This window comes from Arthrobacter sp. 10T425, assembly GCF_056393985.1.
In genome coordinates this window covers 294,006-307,530 of record NZ_JBFTGZ010000003.1, presented here as the reverse complement: position 1 = coordinate 307,530, position 13,525 = coordinate 294,006, and the positions used below count along the sequence as shown (strand labels likewise).

The following is a 13,525-nucleotide window of genomic DNA, read 5'->3' as shown; positions in this document are numbered from 1 at the left end:
ATGGCACGTGGAACGCTGCGGATCTTCCTGGGCGCCGCGCCGGGTGTGGGCAAGACCTACGAGATGCTCGAAGAGGCCCACCGGCTCGGCAAGCGCGGCGAGGACGTCGTCGTCGCGTTCGCCATGGACCACGGCCGCAGCGAGACAGGGGCGCTCCTGGCGGGACTCGAAGTCATTCCACCCCGGAAGCTGCCCTACCGGGACACGGAGTTCGAGGAAATGGACCTCGACGCTGTCCTGGCCCGGGCGCCAGGGACCGCGATCGTGGACGAATACGCCCACTCCAACATCCCCGGCAGCCGCAATCCCAAGCGCTGGCAGGACGTCGATGCGCTTCTGGATGCCGGCATCAGCGTGCTCTCCACCGTCAACGTCCAGCATCTGGCGTCCCTGGGCGACGTTGTCAGCGCCATCACCGATGTCCACCAGGCGGAGACGGTGCCGGACGCCGTCGTCCGGAAGGCGGACCAGATCCACCTCGTGGACATCTCCCCCGAGCTGCTCCGCCAGCGCCTGGGCGACGGCAAGATCTACGCTGCCGACAAGATCGACGCCGCCCTCTCGAACTATTTCCGCCTGGGCAACCTCACGGCATTGCGTGAACTGGCTTTGCTGTGGCTCGCCGACCGGGTGGACGAGGGCCTGGCCAAGTACCGGGCCGAACAGGGCATCGACGAAAGCTGGCCGGCCCGGGAACGCATCGTGGTCGGGCTGACCGGCAGCCCCGAAGGAGAAGTCCTGATCCGCCGCGGGGCCAGGATCCTCAACCGCGTCAGCGGTGGGGACCTGCTGGCGGTCCACGTCCGGTCCGCCGATGGCCTCGCCGAGGAGTCGCCCCAGGCGCTGGAAGCCCAGCGCCGCCTGATCCTGGACCTGGGCGGCAGCTACCACATCGTGACCGGCGAGGATCCGGCTGCCGCGCTCCTGGACTTCGCCCGCAGCGTCAACGCCACCCAGATCGTCGTCGGCATCTCGCGGCACAAAAAGCTCGCCGGCCTGGTCGGAAATCTGCTCGGCGGCGGGGTCGGCACCCGGGTGGTCCGCGATTCCGGCGACATCGACGTCCACATGGTTTCCCATCCGCTCGGCGGCCGGGGAACCCGCCCGCCACGGCAGCGGGACCTTGGCCGCATCCGGGTGGCCGCCGGGTTCGGACTTGCTGTGCTGCTCCCGGTGGTCCTGCAACTCCTGCTGTCGCTCTTGAATCCGGAACAGAATGTGGCTGCGGCCATGCTGGTCCAGCTCACCGGCTCGGTGGCGGTGGCGTTGATCGGCGGGTTGTGGCCGGCCATCCTGGCCGCACTGTGGAGCAGCCTCCTGGTGAACTACTTTTCGACCCCGCCGCTGGGCAACCTCACCATCAGCGATCCCCAGAATTTCCTGGCGCTGCTGGTGTTTGTAGGCGTCTCGGCCGCCGTCGCCCTTGTGGTCGACCTATCGGCCCGCCGCTCCAAGGAGGCCGCGCGGGCCCGCGCCGAAGCCACGACGCTCGGTGACCTGACGCGCAGTGCCGCCGGCTCGGAGGACACGGTCCAGGCATTGCTGGAACAAGCCCTGAGCGTTTTCCAGGTCCGTGGTGCTGCTGTTTTCAGCCTGGGCTACGGCCTCGCGGACGGCGACAGCGGAGCCAGCCCGGACCGGCAGTGGCGTCTCCAGGCCGCCGTAGGTGAAATTCCTGCCCTGTCCGCTGACTGGACCGGAAGCGATGCCGCCGGCGACAACGTCGAAGAAATCGACGCCTCCACGCGCCTGGTGCTGTTCGGACGGATTCTGCCCGCAAGCGACCGGCGCCTTCTGGGGGCGTTCGGGGTTCATCTGGCAGCGCAGCTGGAACGACAGCAGCTGGTGGCGAGCCGGCGGGAGATGCTGCGCCTGGCCGAGAGCAACACGATGCGCACGTCCATCCTCCGGGCCGTTTCCCACGACCTGCGCACGCCCCTGGCCGGGATCAAGCTGGCTGTCGGCGGACTTCGGCACGACGACGTCCATTTCACCAAGGAAGAGGAGAAGGAGCTGCTGGCTACGATAGAGGAGTGTTCGGACAGGTTGGACGCGCTGGTCGGCAATCTGCTGGACATGTCCCGGATCACGTCGGATGCCGTCAATCCCCTGCTCAAACCCGTGCGCTGGTATGAGGTCATCCCGGGTTCCCTGAGCGCCGTCCCCGCGGGGAGGGTGCGGGTGGACCTGCCTCCAAACATGCCGGAGATTGAAGCCGACCCTGGAATGCTGGAGCGGGTGATTGCGAACATCGTCGAGAACGCCGTGAAATATGCCCCCGACTCGGACATCGTCCTGGTCGGGGCGGCCGGCGGGCTGAGCCCGGCGACTCTCGGGGGGCGTCCTGCCGGCGAGCTGCGGATCATCGATCACGGCCGGGGAATCCCTGCGGAGAGTGTCCTGGAAATGTTCCGGCCATTCCAGCGGCTCGACGACGCCCCGCAGGCCACTGGGATCGGGCTCGGGCTTGCGGTAGCGAAAGGGTTCACGGACGCCATGGGTGGGAGCCTGACCGCGGAAGCTACTCCGGGAGGAGGGCTGACGATGATTATCCGGCTGCCGTTGTCGACGGGGACCCCGTATGACGGGCACCGGGCCCAGGCCCCGTTCGAGCCCCGCTCGCTGGTGGCGCGCCGTGGTCATGCGCTGCCCGTCACGTCCGGACCGGACGCAGCATGACGGCGGTCCTCGTCGTCGACGACGACCCGCATCTGCTCAGGGCCCTCCGGATCACGCTCCAGGCCAACGGCTACGCCGTCACCACCGCCGTCGACGGGACCTCAGCACTGCTGGCGGCCACTCAGAACCCGCTCTCACTCATCATTCTGGACCTCGGCCTGCCTGACATTGACGGGACCAGCGTCCTCAAGGAGCTGCGCGGCTTCAGCAGCGTGCCGGTTCTGGTGCTGTCCGCCCGGCACGGCTCCGAGGACAAAGTTGAGGCGCTCGACGCCGGCGCGGATGACTACATCACCAAACCGTTCGGCCTGGACGAGCTCCTGGCCCGGCTGCGCGCCCTGCTGCGCCGCAGCGTCGAACCGGAGCACGAATCAGTGGTCAGGACCGATGCCTTCACCGTGGACCTTGCCAAGCACCGGGTGACCAGGGACCACGAGGACGTCCGGCTGACCCCCACGGAATGGAAGATTCTGGAGGTTCTGGTCCGCAATCCGGAAAAGCTCATCACCCAGCAGCAGCTGCTCTCCAGGGTCTGGGGTCCGGCCTACGCCAAGGAGACCAACTACCTCCGGGTTTACATGGCGCAACTGCGGCGCAAGCTGGAGCCGGATACCGCCAGCCCGCGCCACCTGCTCACCGAGGCCGGCATCGGCTACAGGTTCATGCCCTGAGTCCCGCTGACGCGCAGACACGCCGGCGGTCGATGACACTGACGTTTCCCTCCAGGCAACCCGGCAATGGATACTGGGGCAATGACTAATCGCAGCCCGCTCAACAGGGACGATGCCGGTCCGTCGCCACTGCCTGAGATCCCGGCGCAGCTGCGGGCCGTCCTGAACGGAATCCCGGCACTGGTGGGCTATTGGGACACAGGACTCCGCAACCGCCTGGCCAACGACGCCTACTGCGAGTGGTTCGGTTTCGCACCCCAGCAGCTTCACGGCATGCATGTCCGGGACGTGCTCGGCGAGACCGTCCTGGAGGCCAACCTGCCGCACATCGAGGGAGCGCTCGCCGGGAAGCGGCAGCAGTTCGACCGGACCCTGGTGGATGCCGCGGGCCAGTCCCGCTTCACCGAGGTGACCTACACCCCCGATACCCAGGACGGCGCGGTGCAGGGCTTCTTCGTCCTGGTCACGGACATCACCGAGCGTGTCCTGGCCGACCGGCGCCGGCAACGGGACATGGACCGGTACCGCGCCCTGGCGCGGAGCGTCCCCGGCGTCTTTGTCCTCCTCTTCGACGCCGAGCTGCGCTACCTGATCGCCGAAGGCCAGGAGCTGGAGACCTTCGGCTACCGCAGGGAAGAGCTCGAAGGCCAGCGCATCCAGGACGTGCTCAAGGGCAATCTCGCCAGCGAGCTCGAGCCGCGCTACCTCGCTGCCCTCGCCGGCCGCGAGGTGTCCTGGAGCCGGCAGATCGGCCACCGCACCTACCGGCTGAACGCCGGGCCGGTCTACTCCGACGACGAGGCCGCGGCCGGCATGGTGGTGGCGGTTGATATCACCGAGCGCCTGCAGCAGCAAAAAGTTTGGGAGGCTTTGCACGAGATAGCCACCGAAGTTGCCCGTAATGCGGCCCCCGCAGCCATCTCTGAGCGGGTCGCCGCGATTGTCCGCGACCTGTTCAACGTCGATTCCGCCGCCGTCGTCCGTTTCACGGGCGCATCCTCGGCGGAAATCGTCGCCATGGCGCCGACGCTGCCGCCGACGCTGAGCCGGCGGCAGATCTTCGCACCGACGGACGAGTCGGCCACTGTCCGGGTGGCCGTGACCGGCAAGCCGGCCCTGGTTCGCTACCGGGCGGAAGGTGGACAGGCAGCGGAGCAGATGCGCGCCGGCGGCTTCCAGTCTGCGGCGGCGGCGCCGATCCGGGTCCGCGGCAGCCTGTGGGGCGCCGTGAGCCTGACGTCGAAGTCGCGCACCGGGGTCACGGAGGCGATGATGGAGCGGCTGGCCCAGTTCGCGGAGCTCGTCGAGATCGCCATCGGCAACACGGAGGCCCGGACCGACCTCGAACAGCAGGCCACTACGGATGCCCTCAGTGGCTTGCCCAACCGGCGGGCCTTGGAACGGCACCTCGCCGAGCATGTTGCGCAGGCCCGGAGCCGCGGGACAAGCCTGAGTGCCGTCGTCCTGGATATCGACCACTTCAAGAGGGTCAACGACACTCACGGCCACCTGACGGGCGACGTGGTCCTGGCGGAGGTCGCGGCCAGGCTCCGTGCGGTCGCCCGCGCCGAGGAGATCGTGGCCCGCTTCGGCGGCGAGGAGTTCGTGTGGCTGCTCCCGGAGACGGACGGCGCCGAGGCCCTGCGCGCCGCCGAACGCGCCCGCAAGGCCATCGCGTCCGAACCGTTCGGGGAAGTTGGTTTCCTGACGATCTCCGCCGGAGTCTGCGAGCAAAGCGACGCCGCGGCCGGCTCGCTCCTGGACTGCGCGGACCGGGCCCTGTACGAGGCCAAGAACGGCGGCCGCAACCGCACGTCCCGCTACGGCCACGCCAGCCCGGCGCTTCAGCCTGCCACAACCGGGCCGGCACGGAGCGGCCAGGCGCGGGACGGCGCTGACACACTCGGAGCCTAGATCCCGCGGGGAGCCTAGACGAAAGCGGACTTTCCCGTCACGGCCCGCGCCACGATCAGTGAATTGATTTCGTAGCTGCCCTCATAGGTATAGAGAATCTCGGCGTCGCCGAAGAGCTTGCCCATCTCATAGTCGCTGCTGATGCCGTTGCCGCCCATGAGGGACCGTCCCATCGCCACCGAGGCACGCGCCAGCCGCGTGGTGGTCGCTTTGGCCATGGCGGCCTGGACCATCTCGAGCTTGCCCTCTTCCTGGATGCGCGCCAGCTGGGCCATCAGGGCCAGGGAGGCGGTCGCGTTGCCCAGGATCTCGGCGAGCTGCTGCTGGATGAGCTGAAAGCGGGCCAGTTCCTTGCCGAACTGGCGGCGCTTCAGCGAATAGGCGCGCGCGACGTCGAACGCGGCCAGCTGGATGCCTGCACCCTGCCAGCCCACCCAGGCCCGCGAATCGCGCAGGAGCTCGTTGGCCTTGGAGAAGCTGGTGGCGCCGGGCAGCAGGTTGGCCGCCGGGATCCGGACCTCGTCGAGGACGATGTCCGCGTTCTGCATGATGCGCAGGCCGATCTTGTTGGCGATCTTGGTTGCGGTGTAGCCCGGACGGTCCGTCTCCACGATGAAGCCCTTGATGTGCTGGTCAGCGACGTCCCGGGCCCACACGAGGGCGAAGTCCGCGATGGTGCCCGCGCCGATCCAACGCTTGGCGCCGTTGAGGACCCACTCGTCGCCGTCCAGCCGCGCGGTGGTTTCCAGGCCGCCGGCGATGTCCGAGCCGTGGTCCGGCTCCGTCAGGGCGAACGCCCCGAGCTGGGTGAACGCGGTGAGGCCAGGGAGCCAGCGCGCCTTCTGTTCCTCCGAGCCGAGCTCGTCGATCATGCCGACGATCAGCTCGTTGTGGATCCCGACGAGCGCGGAGAGGGACACGTCGGCGCGCGCCACCTCGACATACATGAGCCCCTTGAAGAGCTTGGACGTGCCGTCCGTCTGCAGCCCGCCCAAACCGTATTTGCCGAGTTCGGCGAGCAGCCCGAAGGGAAACTCCTCGCGGTTCCAGTAGTCGATTGATGCGGCCCGGATCCGGGACTGCAGGAATTCCCGGACCTCCTGGTAGCGGAGCTGTTCGTCCGGCGGCAGCAGGTCCACGATGTACATGAGGTCGGCGTCGGGAAACGGCGGCTCCGCCGCGGCTCCGGGTGCGGCGACGGCTGTGTTTTCCGCTGTGTTTTCCGCCGTGTCTGATCCCGCTCCGTTTTCCGCTCTGTTTTCGGCTCCGTTTTCCGCTCTATTTGATTCGGCTGGCGCCGACGGTCCGCTGGCACGTCCTTGTGGCTGCACGGGCACGTATCCCTTCGTCATGCAACGCCTGCAGAGCAGCGCCGCCCTTCCAAACCCTTGGATGTCCTAGTATATTGCACAGTGACGGGGATCACTAGGCAGGCGCCGTGCCGGGCCGGTGGATCCCAGGCAACGGCGCCGTGCCACCGACCGCCCGGAACGGCAGCGCCCGAGGACTTCGAAAGGTGCACCATGACCGTGACTGAGGAATTCCGGGCCGCAAGGGACCGGCTGCTGGCCCTGCGCGGGGACTACGACGGCGCCCGCAACGATTTCCAGTGGCCCCGCTTCGAGGAGTTCAACTTCGCACTGGACTGGTTCGACCAGCTCGCCGCGGACCCGGCCAAGGCGGATAAGCCTGCGCTGGTGATCGTTGAACAGGACGGGTCCGCGACCCGGCGCAGCTTCGCTGACCTCTCCCGGCGCTCGTCCCAGGTGGCCAACTGGCTGCGCGGGGCAGGTGTGCGGCGCGGGGACCGGATGATCATCATGCTCGGCAACCAGGTTGAGCTCTGGGAACTCATGCTGGCCGGCATCAAGCTGGGGACCGTCATGATTCCCACCACCACGCTGATGGGACCGGCCGATCTCCAGGACCGGGTGGAACGCGGCGGTGCGGCCTGGGCCGCCGTCGGCAGTGCCAACATCGCGAAGTTCGCCGACGTCGCCGGCCAGTACACGCTGATTGAAGTCGGCGCCAGCGCCGGGGACCCCGCCGCCGCCCAGGCCAATGCCCTGCAGTACTACGGCGCGGATGCTGCCGCGGCCGGTACGGATTTCACCCCCGACGCCCCCACCCTGGCCGACGAGACGCTCCTGCTGTACTTCACCTCGGGCACCACGTCCAAGGCCAAACTCGTCGAACACACGCACACGTCCTACCCGGTGGGACACCTGTCCACGATGTTCTGGATCGGCATGGAACCGGGCGACGTGCACCTCAACGTGGCCTCGCCGGGCTGGGCCAAGCACGCCTGGTCCAATGTATTCACCCCCTGGATCGCCGAGGCGTGTGTGTTCATCTACAACTACGAACGCTTCGACGCCAGGGCGCTCATGGAGCAGATGGACCGCGAATCCGTGACCAGCTTCTGCGCCCCGCCCACGGTCTGGCGGATGCTGATCCAGGCCGATCTCACCCTGCTCAAGAACCCGCCCACCAAGGTGGTATCCGCCGGCGAACCGCTCAACGCCGAGGTGATCGACCAGGTCCACCGCGCATGGGGGCAAACCATCCGGGACGGCTTCGGCCAGACCGAATCCACCGTGCAGATCGCGAACACGCCGGGACAGCCGATCAAGATCGGCGCCATGGGCAAGCCGCTGCCTGGCTACGACGTCGTGCTTGTGGACCCCGCTACTGGTGAGGAGGCTGACGACGGCGAGCTCTGCCTGCGCCTCGACCCCCGCCCCGTGGGGCTCATGAAGGCGTACTACGGCGACCCGGACAAGACGGCGGAGGCTTTCCGCGACGGTTACTATCACACGGGGGACATGGCGAGCCGGGACGAGCGCGGCATCATCACGTATGTGGGCCGCGGCGACGACGTCTTCAAGTCCTCCGACTACCGGCTGTCCCCGTTCGAACTGGAGAGCGTGCTGATTGAGCACCCCGCGGTGGCGGAGGCCGCCGTCGTCCCCTCTCCCGACCCGCTCAAGCTGTCGGTGCCGAAGGCCTTTGTGGTTCTTGCGGCCGGACACCAGCCGGGCCCGGAGCTGGCCGAGGACATCCTGCGGTACTGCCGGGAGCACCTGGCACCGTTCAAAAGGATCCGCCGGCTGGAGTTTGCCGAGCTCCCCAAGACGATCTCCGGCAAGATCCGGCGCGTGGAGCTGCGGCACAGCGAGGAAGTGCGCCACGGCGGCGGGCCCGTCCCGGAAGGCCTCGGCGTCGAGTACTCCGACTCCGACTTCCCCGGGCTCAAGGGTCAGGGCTGAACATGGGAACACCGCTGCCGCGAGATCCGATTGCCGACGCCCGGCTGAACTGGGAGCGCCACGGCTGGTCCGACGTCGCCGCCCCGATGGCCGCCATCACCGCCATCATGCGGACCCAGCAGATCCTGCTCGGCCGGATCGAGACGGTGCTCAAGCCGTTCGGGCTCACCTTTGCCCGGTACGAGCTGCTCGCGTTGCTCAGCTTCGCCCGCAGCGGGGCGCTGCCCATGAACAAGGCGAGCGCGCTGCTGCAGGTCCACCCCACCTCAGTCACCAATGCCGTGGACCGGCTCCAGGAGGCCGGGCTGGTGATCCGCTCGCCGCACCCCACGGACGGCCGCACCACCCTGATCGAACTCACCCCGGAAGGCCGCACCCTGGCCAAACGGGCGACGGCGGTGCTGAACTCCGAGGTCTTTGGCCAGTCCGGCTTCGCGGACCAGGACGTGGACCAGCTGATCCGGATCCTGGGCACATTCCGCCGGAACGCCGGTGATTTCAGCGGCTGAGACCCGGGCGCCGGGCACCGGGTGAAGCCCGGTGGCCGCGGCTAAGATCATGAAGTGAAAAAACAATCCTGCGGTGTCTGCGGTTCGAGCGTGTACTTTGAAAATTCGGTCTGCCTGCACTGCGGAACTAACTTGGCATACCTGCGGAACGCCCGCGCCATAGTCGCAACAGGCAGTCAGGGACAGTACACCGATGAGTCGGGAGCCACTTGGCACCGGTGCGCTAATTTTTTGCTTTCCGGTTGCACTTGGCTTGCCCCGGAGGGCGGCAGTCAATGCTTCAGCTGTGAGCTCACGCGGACTCGACCGAACGACAGCGACGCCAAAGGCCTATCGCAGTTCATTGCGGCTGAGCGGGCCAAGCGTCATCTCATTGCTGAGCTCGATGGGCTGGGCCTGCCGATCATCACGCGCGCAGAAGACCCCGACGGGGGACTTGCTTTCGACCTGTTGTCCAGTGTCAAGGAAAATGTGGTGATTGGTCATGCTGACGGTGTGATCACCATCAATCTGGCCGAAAGCGACGATGCCTATCGGGAACGAATGCGTACCCAACTCGATGAACCGTACCGGACGATGCTCGGGCATTTCCGGCATGAAGTTGGGCACTATTTTGAGACGGTGCTGGTATTCAGCGATGACGGACGAACGCGCGAGGCGCGTAATCTCTTTGGCGACGACACCAAGGATTACCAGGCAGAGATAGACCGCCACTACAGCGAAGGCGCCCCGGCGGACTGGAATGAACGGTTCATCTCAAAGTACGCAACCATGCACCCCTACGAGGACTTTGCGGAGTCGTTCGCCCATTACCTCCACATCTGCGACACCCTCGACACCGCCCGGGAATTCGGACTCATCCCAGGCACTCCCCGGGGGACCTCTTTCCAGGAAGTTGTGGAAACCGAATGGCTGCCGCTCTCCCTTGCCCTGAACCAGGTCAACCGCAGCATGGGGAAAGATGATCTTTACCCCTTCGTCCTTTCCGCCGCAGTTATCGACAAGCTTGAGTTCGTCCACGGGCTGCGAACCTCAGCGACGGCCGCCGGCTAAGGAACGCCCCGCCCGCTGACCCCGCCCGCTGACAAGAAGGGCGTCCCGGCAGACAGCACGAAGAAAACAGTCTCCGACCCTTCGCTTCTTGGCGTTCGGCCGTCAGGGACGATGGCCCGCGAAGCCGGGCAGGAGCTATTTTGTGCGGGATCGGACCGGAGTATCGTGGTTCCGGCAGGACGGTTCCGTCCGGCCAGGCAGTAAGCAGTGCTCACAGCGCGTCCATCGGCGATCGCCTAGGAGTGGCCATGACTTCGCCCAGCGTCCCCATACCGCAGCCTCCCACGAGGCCGGTGGTCGGCAATTTGCCGGACATCGACTCCAGCAAGGGAATCCTGGGAATCGTCGAGCTGGCCGAGCGGTACGGCCCCATAGTCCGCATCCAGTTCTTCAACCGCAGTATCGTCGCCATCTCTTCCCAGCAGCTCGTCAACGAGGTGTGCGACGAGTCCCGGTTCGGCAAAGTGCTGGGCGTTGCCCTTCGGCAGGTGAGGCAGTTCGCCGGCGACGGCCTGTTCACCGCAGATACGCAGGAACCCAACTGGCAAAAGGCACACCGGATCCTGATGCCGGCGTTCGGGCCTGCAGCGCTGAAGCGGATGTTCGCCGGCATGGACGACATCGTTGAGCAGCTGCTGCTCAAGTGGGAGAGGCTGGGCCCCACGGCGCGGATCGACATTCCGGACAGCACCACCCGCCTGACGCTGGACACCATCGCCCTGTGCTCGTTCAGCTACCGGTTCAACAGCCTCTACCGGGAGGAGATGCACCCGTTCGTCGGCGCCATGGTCCGCGCCCTGGTTGAATCCGGGGACCGGGCGCGCAGGCTCCCGGTGCAGAACAAGATCATGCTGCGCAGGCGGCACCAGCTCGAAGAAGACCATGCCCTGATGTTCGAGGTCGCCGAACAGATCATCAGTGACCGGCGGCGCAACCCCAGCCCGCCCGGCAGCGAAGACATCCTGGACACCATGCTCAGCGCGGCGGACCCGGTGACCGGTGAGCGTCTATCCGATGAAAACATCCGCTATCAGATGGTCACGTTCCTGATCGCCGGGCACGAGACTACCAGCGGCTTGCTGTCCTTTACACTCTACGAACTGCTGCGCCATCCGGGCGTCCTGGCCAAGGCGCGTGCACAAGTGGACGAGGTCCTTGGTACCGAAAGCGCCAGGTTCGAGCACCTGCCCCGGCTGGGATACCTGGACCAGATCCTTAAGGAAACGCTACGGCTGTGGCCCACCGCTCCGGCGTTCAACGTGACTCCTTACGAGGACACGATGCTCGGCGGCCGCTACGAAGTCCCCGCGGGCCAGCCCATCATGGTCCTGATCCCGCAACTGCATCGGGACAAGGCGGCCTGGGGCGAGGACGCCGGCCTCTTTGACCCGGAGCGGTTCTCCCCGGAACGGGCCGCCGAAATCCCCGCCAATGCCTGGAAGCCCTTCGGCAACGGGCAGCGCTCCTGCATCGGCCGGGGATTTGCCCTGCAGGAGGCCATGCTCTTCCTGGCCAAGCTCCTGCAGCGCTTCGAGGTCACGGCGGCGGACCCGGGCTATGAGCTGCAGATCAAACACACGCTGACCATGAAGCCTGAAGGGCTGTTCATCCACGTGCGCAGGCGGGACGTCACCATCGCGGCCGGCCCCCGGGCCGACGTCGAACAGGCACGGCAGGCCGAAGCCGCAGCGGCGGCCGCCGCGCCCAACGGCGTCCCGATCCGGGTGCTCTACGGTTCCAATGCAGGCACGTCCAAGGACTTCGCCCAGCGCCTCGCCAACGACGCCGGACGGCGCGGCTACAGCCCCACCATCGGTCCGCTCGACGAGGCGGCCGGCGGGCTGCCCACGGAGGGGCTCGTCGCGATCGTGACGTCCTCCTACGAGGGGCAGCCGCCGGACAACGCCCGAAAATTCGTGGCCTGGACCGAGGGCCTGCGGCCGGGCGCCCTCGCCGGGGTCCGGTACACGGTTTTCGGCAACGGCAACAAGGACTGGGCGAGGACGTACCAGGAGGTGCCCAAGGCCATCGACGCCCGGCTCGAGGCTGCCGGTGCCACGCGGATCTATGCCCGGGGCGAAGCCAACGCCCGCGGCGACTTCTTCGGCGATTTCGAAGAGTGGTACGCGGGATTCTGGCCCGCGGTGGACGCCGCCCTGGGGCAGCGGACCAGCCAGCCGACAGCTCAACCCGAGCTGGAACTGCAGTTCGTCGGCAACGTCCGGGACCCGATGCTGCGCCAGAACGGGCTGGCGCTGGGCACCGTCGTCGCGAACCGGGAACTGGTCGATCTGGCCAAGCCCGGCGCCCGGTCCAAGCGGCATGTCGAGATCGCCCTGCCCGAGGGGATGAGCTACCGGACCGGGGATTATCTGGCCGTGCTGCCCCTGAATCCCAGCGAACTCGTGCAGCGGGCCCTGGCCCGTTTCAACCTCGACTACGACTCGCACGTCCAGCTGACCATGGAGCGCGGGGACACCTTCCTGCCCACGGGCGCGCCGGTGGCCGTGGGCGAACTGCTGAGCAGCTACGTGGAGCTCGCAGTCCCTGCCACCCGCACCCAGCTCGAGGACCTGGCGGATGTCGCGGCCGATCCTGCCCAACGCGCCGAACTTGAGGCCCTGGCCCAGGACCGCGGGCGGTACGCGGCCGAGATCCTCGACAGGCGCGTTTCCATCCTTGACCTGCTGGAGACGTATCCGTCATGCCAGCTGTCGTTCACCTCGTTCCTGCAATTGCTGACCCAGCTGACCCCCCGGCGGTACTCCATCTCCTCGTCCCCGCTCTGGAGCCCCGACCACGTGACCCTTACCTTCGCCGTCATCCAGGCTCCGGCGTGGTCCGGCCGCGGGGTCTTCGAAGGGGCCTCGTCCACCTACCTCGCCCAGGCCAGGCCCGGGTCAAGGGTCGCGGTTACTGTCCGCCCCTCGAACGCGGCCTTCCACCCGCCGCCGTCCCTGGCGGTCCCGCTCATCATGGTCTGCGCGGGGACGGGACTGGCCCCCTTCCGCGGGTTCGTCCAGGACCGGGCGCTGCGGGCCGAGGCCGAGGAGACGACGCCGGCACCTGCCCTGCTGTTCTTCGGCTGCCGCGCCCCGGACACCGACTTCCTCTACCGCCCGGAACTCGCGTCATGGGCGGACCAAGCCAACCTCGATCTGCGGCCGGTCTTTTCCACCGCACCCGAGGACGGCCTGAAATACGTCCAGGACAGGCTCTGGGCAGACCGGGCCGACGTCGTCGAGCTGGTCCGGCAGGGCGCCACGGTCTATGTCTGCGGCGACGGCAAGCACATGGCGCCGCAGGTCCGGGACACGTGCGCCCTCATTTACCAGGAAGCGACCGGCGCCTCCAAGGCGGAGGCCGAGGCCTGGATGGATGAGGTGGAGCGCACCCACGGCAGGTACGTGGCCGACATCTTCACCTGAGG

The 13,525-nt window shown here is 67.3% G+C and carries 8 protein-coding genes; 7 read left to right on the top strand and 1 reads right to left on the bottom strand.

Annotated features, from left to right (window positions below; all coding sequences use genetic code 11):
• The 3 genes from AC1DDH_RS05690 (at position 1) to AC1DDH_RS05680 (ending at position 5,264) form a co-directional block, all read left to right on the top strand.
• Entirely contained in the window at positions 1–2,679 is a 2,679-nt protein-coding gene (locus AC1DDH_RS05690; RefSeq protein ID WP_476955006.1) for a DUF4118 domain-containing protein, read from the top strand.
• The gene (locus AC1DDH_RS05685; protein WP_230008106.1) at positions 2,676–3,350 is read left to right on the top strand and encodes a response regulator; all 675 of its coding nucleotides are present in this window, start codon (positions 2,676–2,678) and stop codon (positions 3,348–3,350) included. Before AC1DDH_RS05690 ends, AC1DDH_RS05685 begins: the two co-directional genes overlap by 4 nt.
• An 81-nt stretch (positions 3,351–3,431) precedes the next feature.
• The gene (locus AC1DDH_RS05680) at positions 3,432–5,264 is read left to right on the top strand and encodes a sensor domain-containing diguanylate cyclase (RefSeq protein WP_476955005.1); all 1,833 of its coding nucleotides are present in this window, start codon (positions 3,432–3,434) and stop codon (positions 5,262–5,264) included.
• A 14-nt stretch (positions 5,265–5,278) separates the two neighbouring features.
• On the opposite strand, the gene AC1DDH_RS05675 is transcribed toward AC1DDH_RS05680, so the two are convergent.
• On the bottom strand, positions 5,279–6,412 hold the full coding sequence (locus tag AC1DDH_RS05675) for an acyl-CoA dehydrogenase family protein (RefSeq protein WP_243181414.1): 1,134 nt from the start codon (positions 6,410–6,412) through the stop codon (positions 5,279–5,281).
• Between the two features lie 375 nt (positions 6,413–6,787).
• Here AC1DDH_RS05675 and AC1DDH_RS05670 point away from each other — a divergent pair, with 375 nt between their 5' ends.
• From AC1DDH_RS05670 to AC1DDH_RS05655, 4 genes are all read left to right on the top strand, one after another.
• Positions 6,788–8,533: an AMP-binding protein gene (locus AC1DDH_RS05670; RefSeq protein ID WP_476856200.1), complete on the top strand. Its 1,746-nt coding sequence runs from the start codon at positions 6,788–6,790 to the stop codon at positions 8,531–8,533.
• Positions 8,534–8,535: 2 nt separating this feature from the next.
• A complete protein-coding gene (locus tag AC1DDH_RS05665) occupies positions 8,536–9,042 on the top strand; it encodes a MarR family winged helix-turn-helix transcriptional regulator (RefSeq protein ID WP_223914576.1) in 507 nt (168 codons plus the stop codon).
• A gap of 54 nt (positions 9,043–9,096) precedes the next feature.
• Positions 9,097–10,095: a zinc-binding metallopeptidase family protein gene (locus AC1DDH_RS05660; RefSeq protein ID WP_476947436.1), complete on the top strand. Its 999-nt coding sequence runs from the start codon at positions 9,097–9,099 to the stop codon at positions 10,093–10,095.
• Between the two features lie 248 nt (positions 10,096–10,343).
• Positions 10,344–13,523, top strand: a complete 3,180-nt coding sequence (locus AC1DDH_RS05655; RefSeq protein WP_476955004.1) for a bifunctional cytochrome P450/NADPH--P450 reductase — start codon at positions 10,344–10,346, stop codon at positions 13,521–13,523.
• The last annotated feature ends 2 nt before the right edge of the window (positions 13,524–13,525 follow it).

Bases quoted from the DNA above. Each gene is read 5' to 3' on its own strand.
- AC1DDH_RS05690 (WP_476955006.1), top strand. From the start codon at position 1: ATGGCACGTGGAACGCTGCGGATCTTCCTGGGCGCCGCGCCGGGTGTG.
- AC1DDH_RS05685 (WP_230008106.1), top strand. From the start codon at position 2,676: ATGACGGCGGTCCTCGTCGTCGACGACGACCCGCATCTGCTCAGGGCC.
- AC1DDH_RS05680 (WP_476955005.1), top strand. From the start codon at position 3,432: ATGACTAATCGCAGCCCGCTCAACAGGGACGATGCCGGTCCGTCGCCA.
- AC1DDH_RS05675 (WP_243181414.1), bottom strand. From the start codon at position 6,412: ATGTACATCGTGGACCTGCTGCCGCCGGACGAACAGCTCCGCTACCAG.
- AC1DDH_RS05670 (WP_476856200.1), top strand. From the start codon at position 6,788: ATGACCGTGACTGAGGAATTCCGGGCCGCAAGGGACCGGCTGCTGGCC.
- AC1DDH_RS05665 (WP_223914576.1), top strand. From the start codon at position 8,536: ATGGGAACACCGCTGCCGCGAGATCCGATTGCCGACGCCCGGCTGAAC.
- AC1DDH_RS05655 (WP_476955004.1), top strand. From the start codon at position 10,344: ATGACTTCGCCCAGCGTCCCCATACCGCAGCCTCCCACGAGGCCGGTG.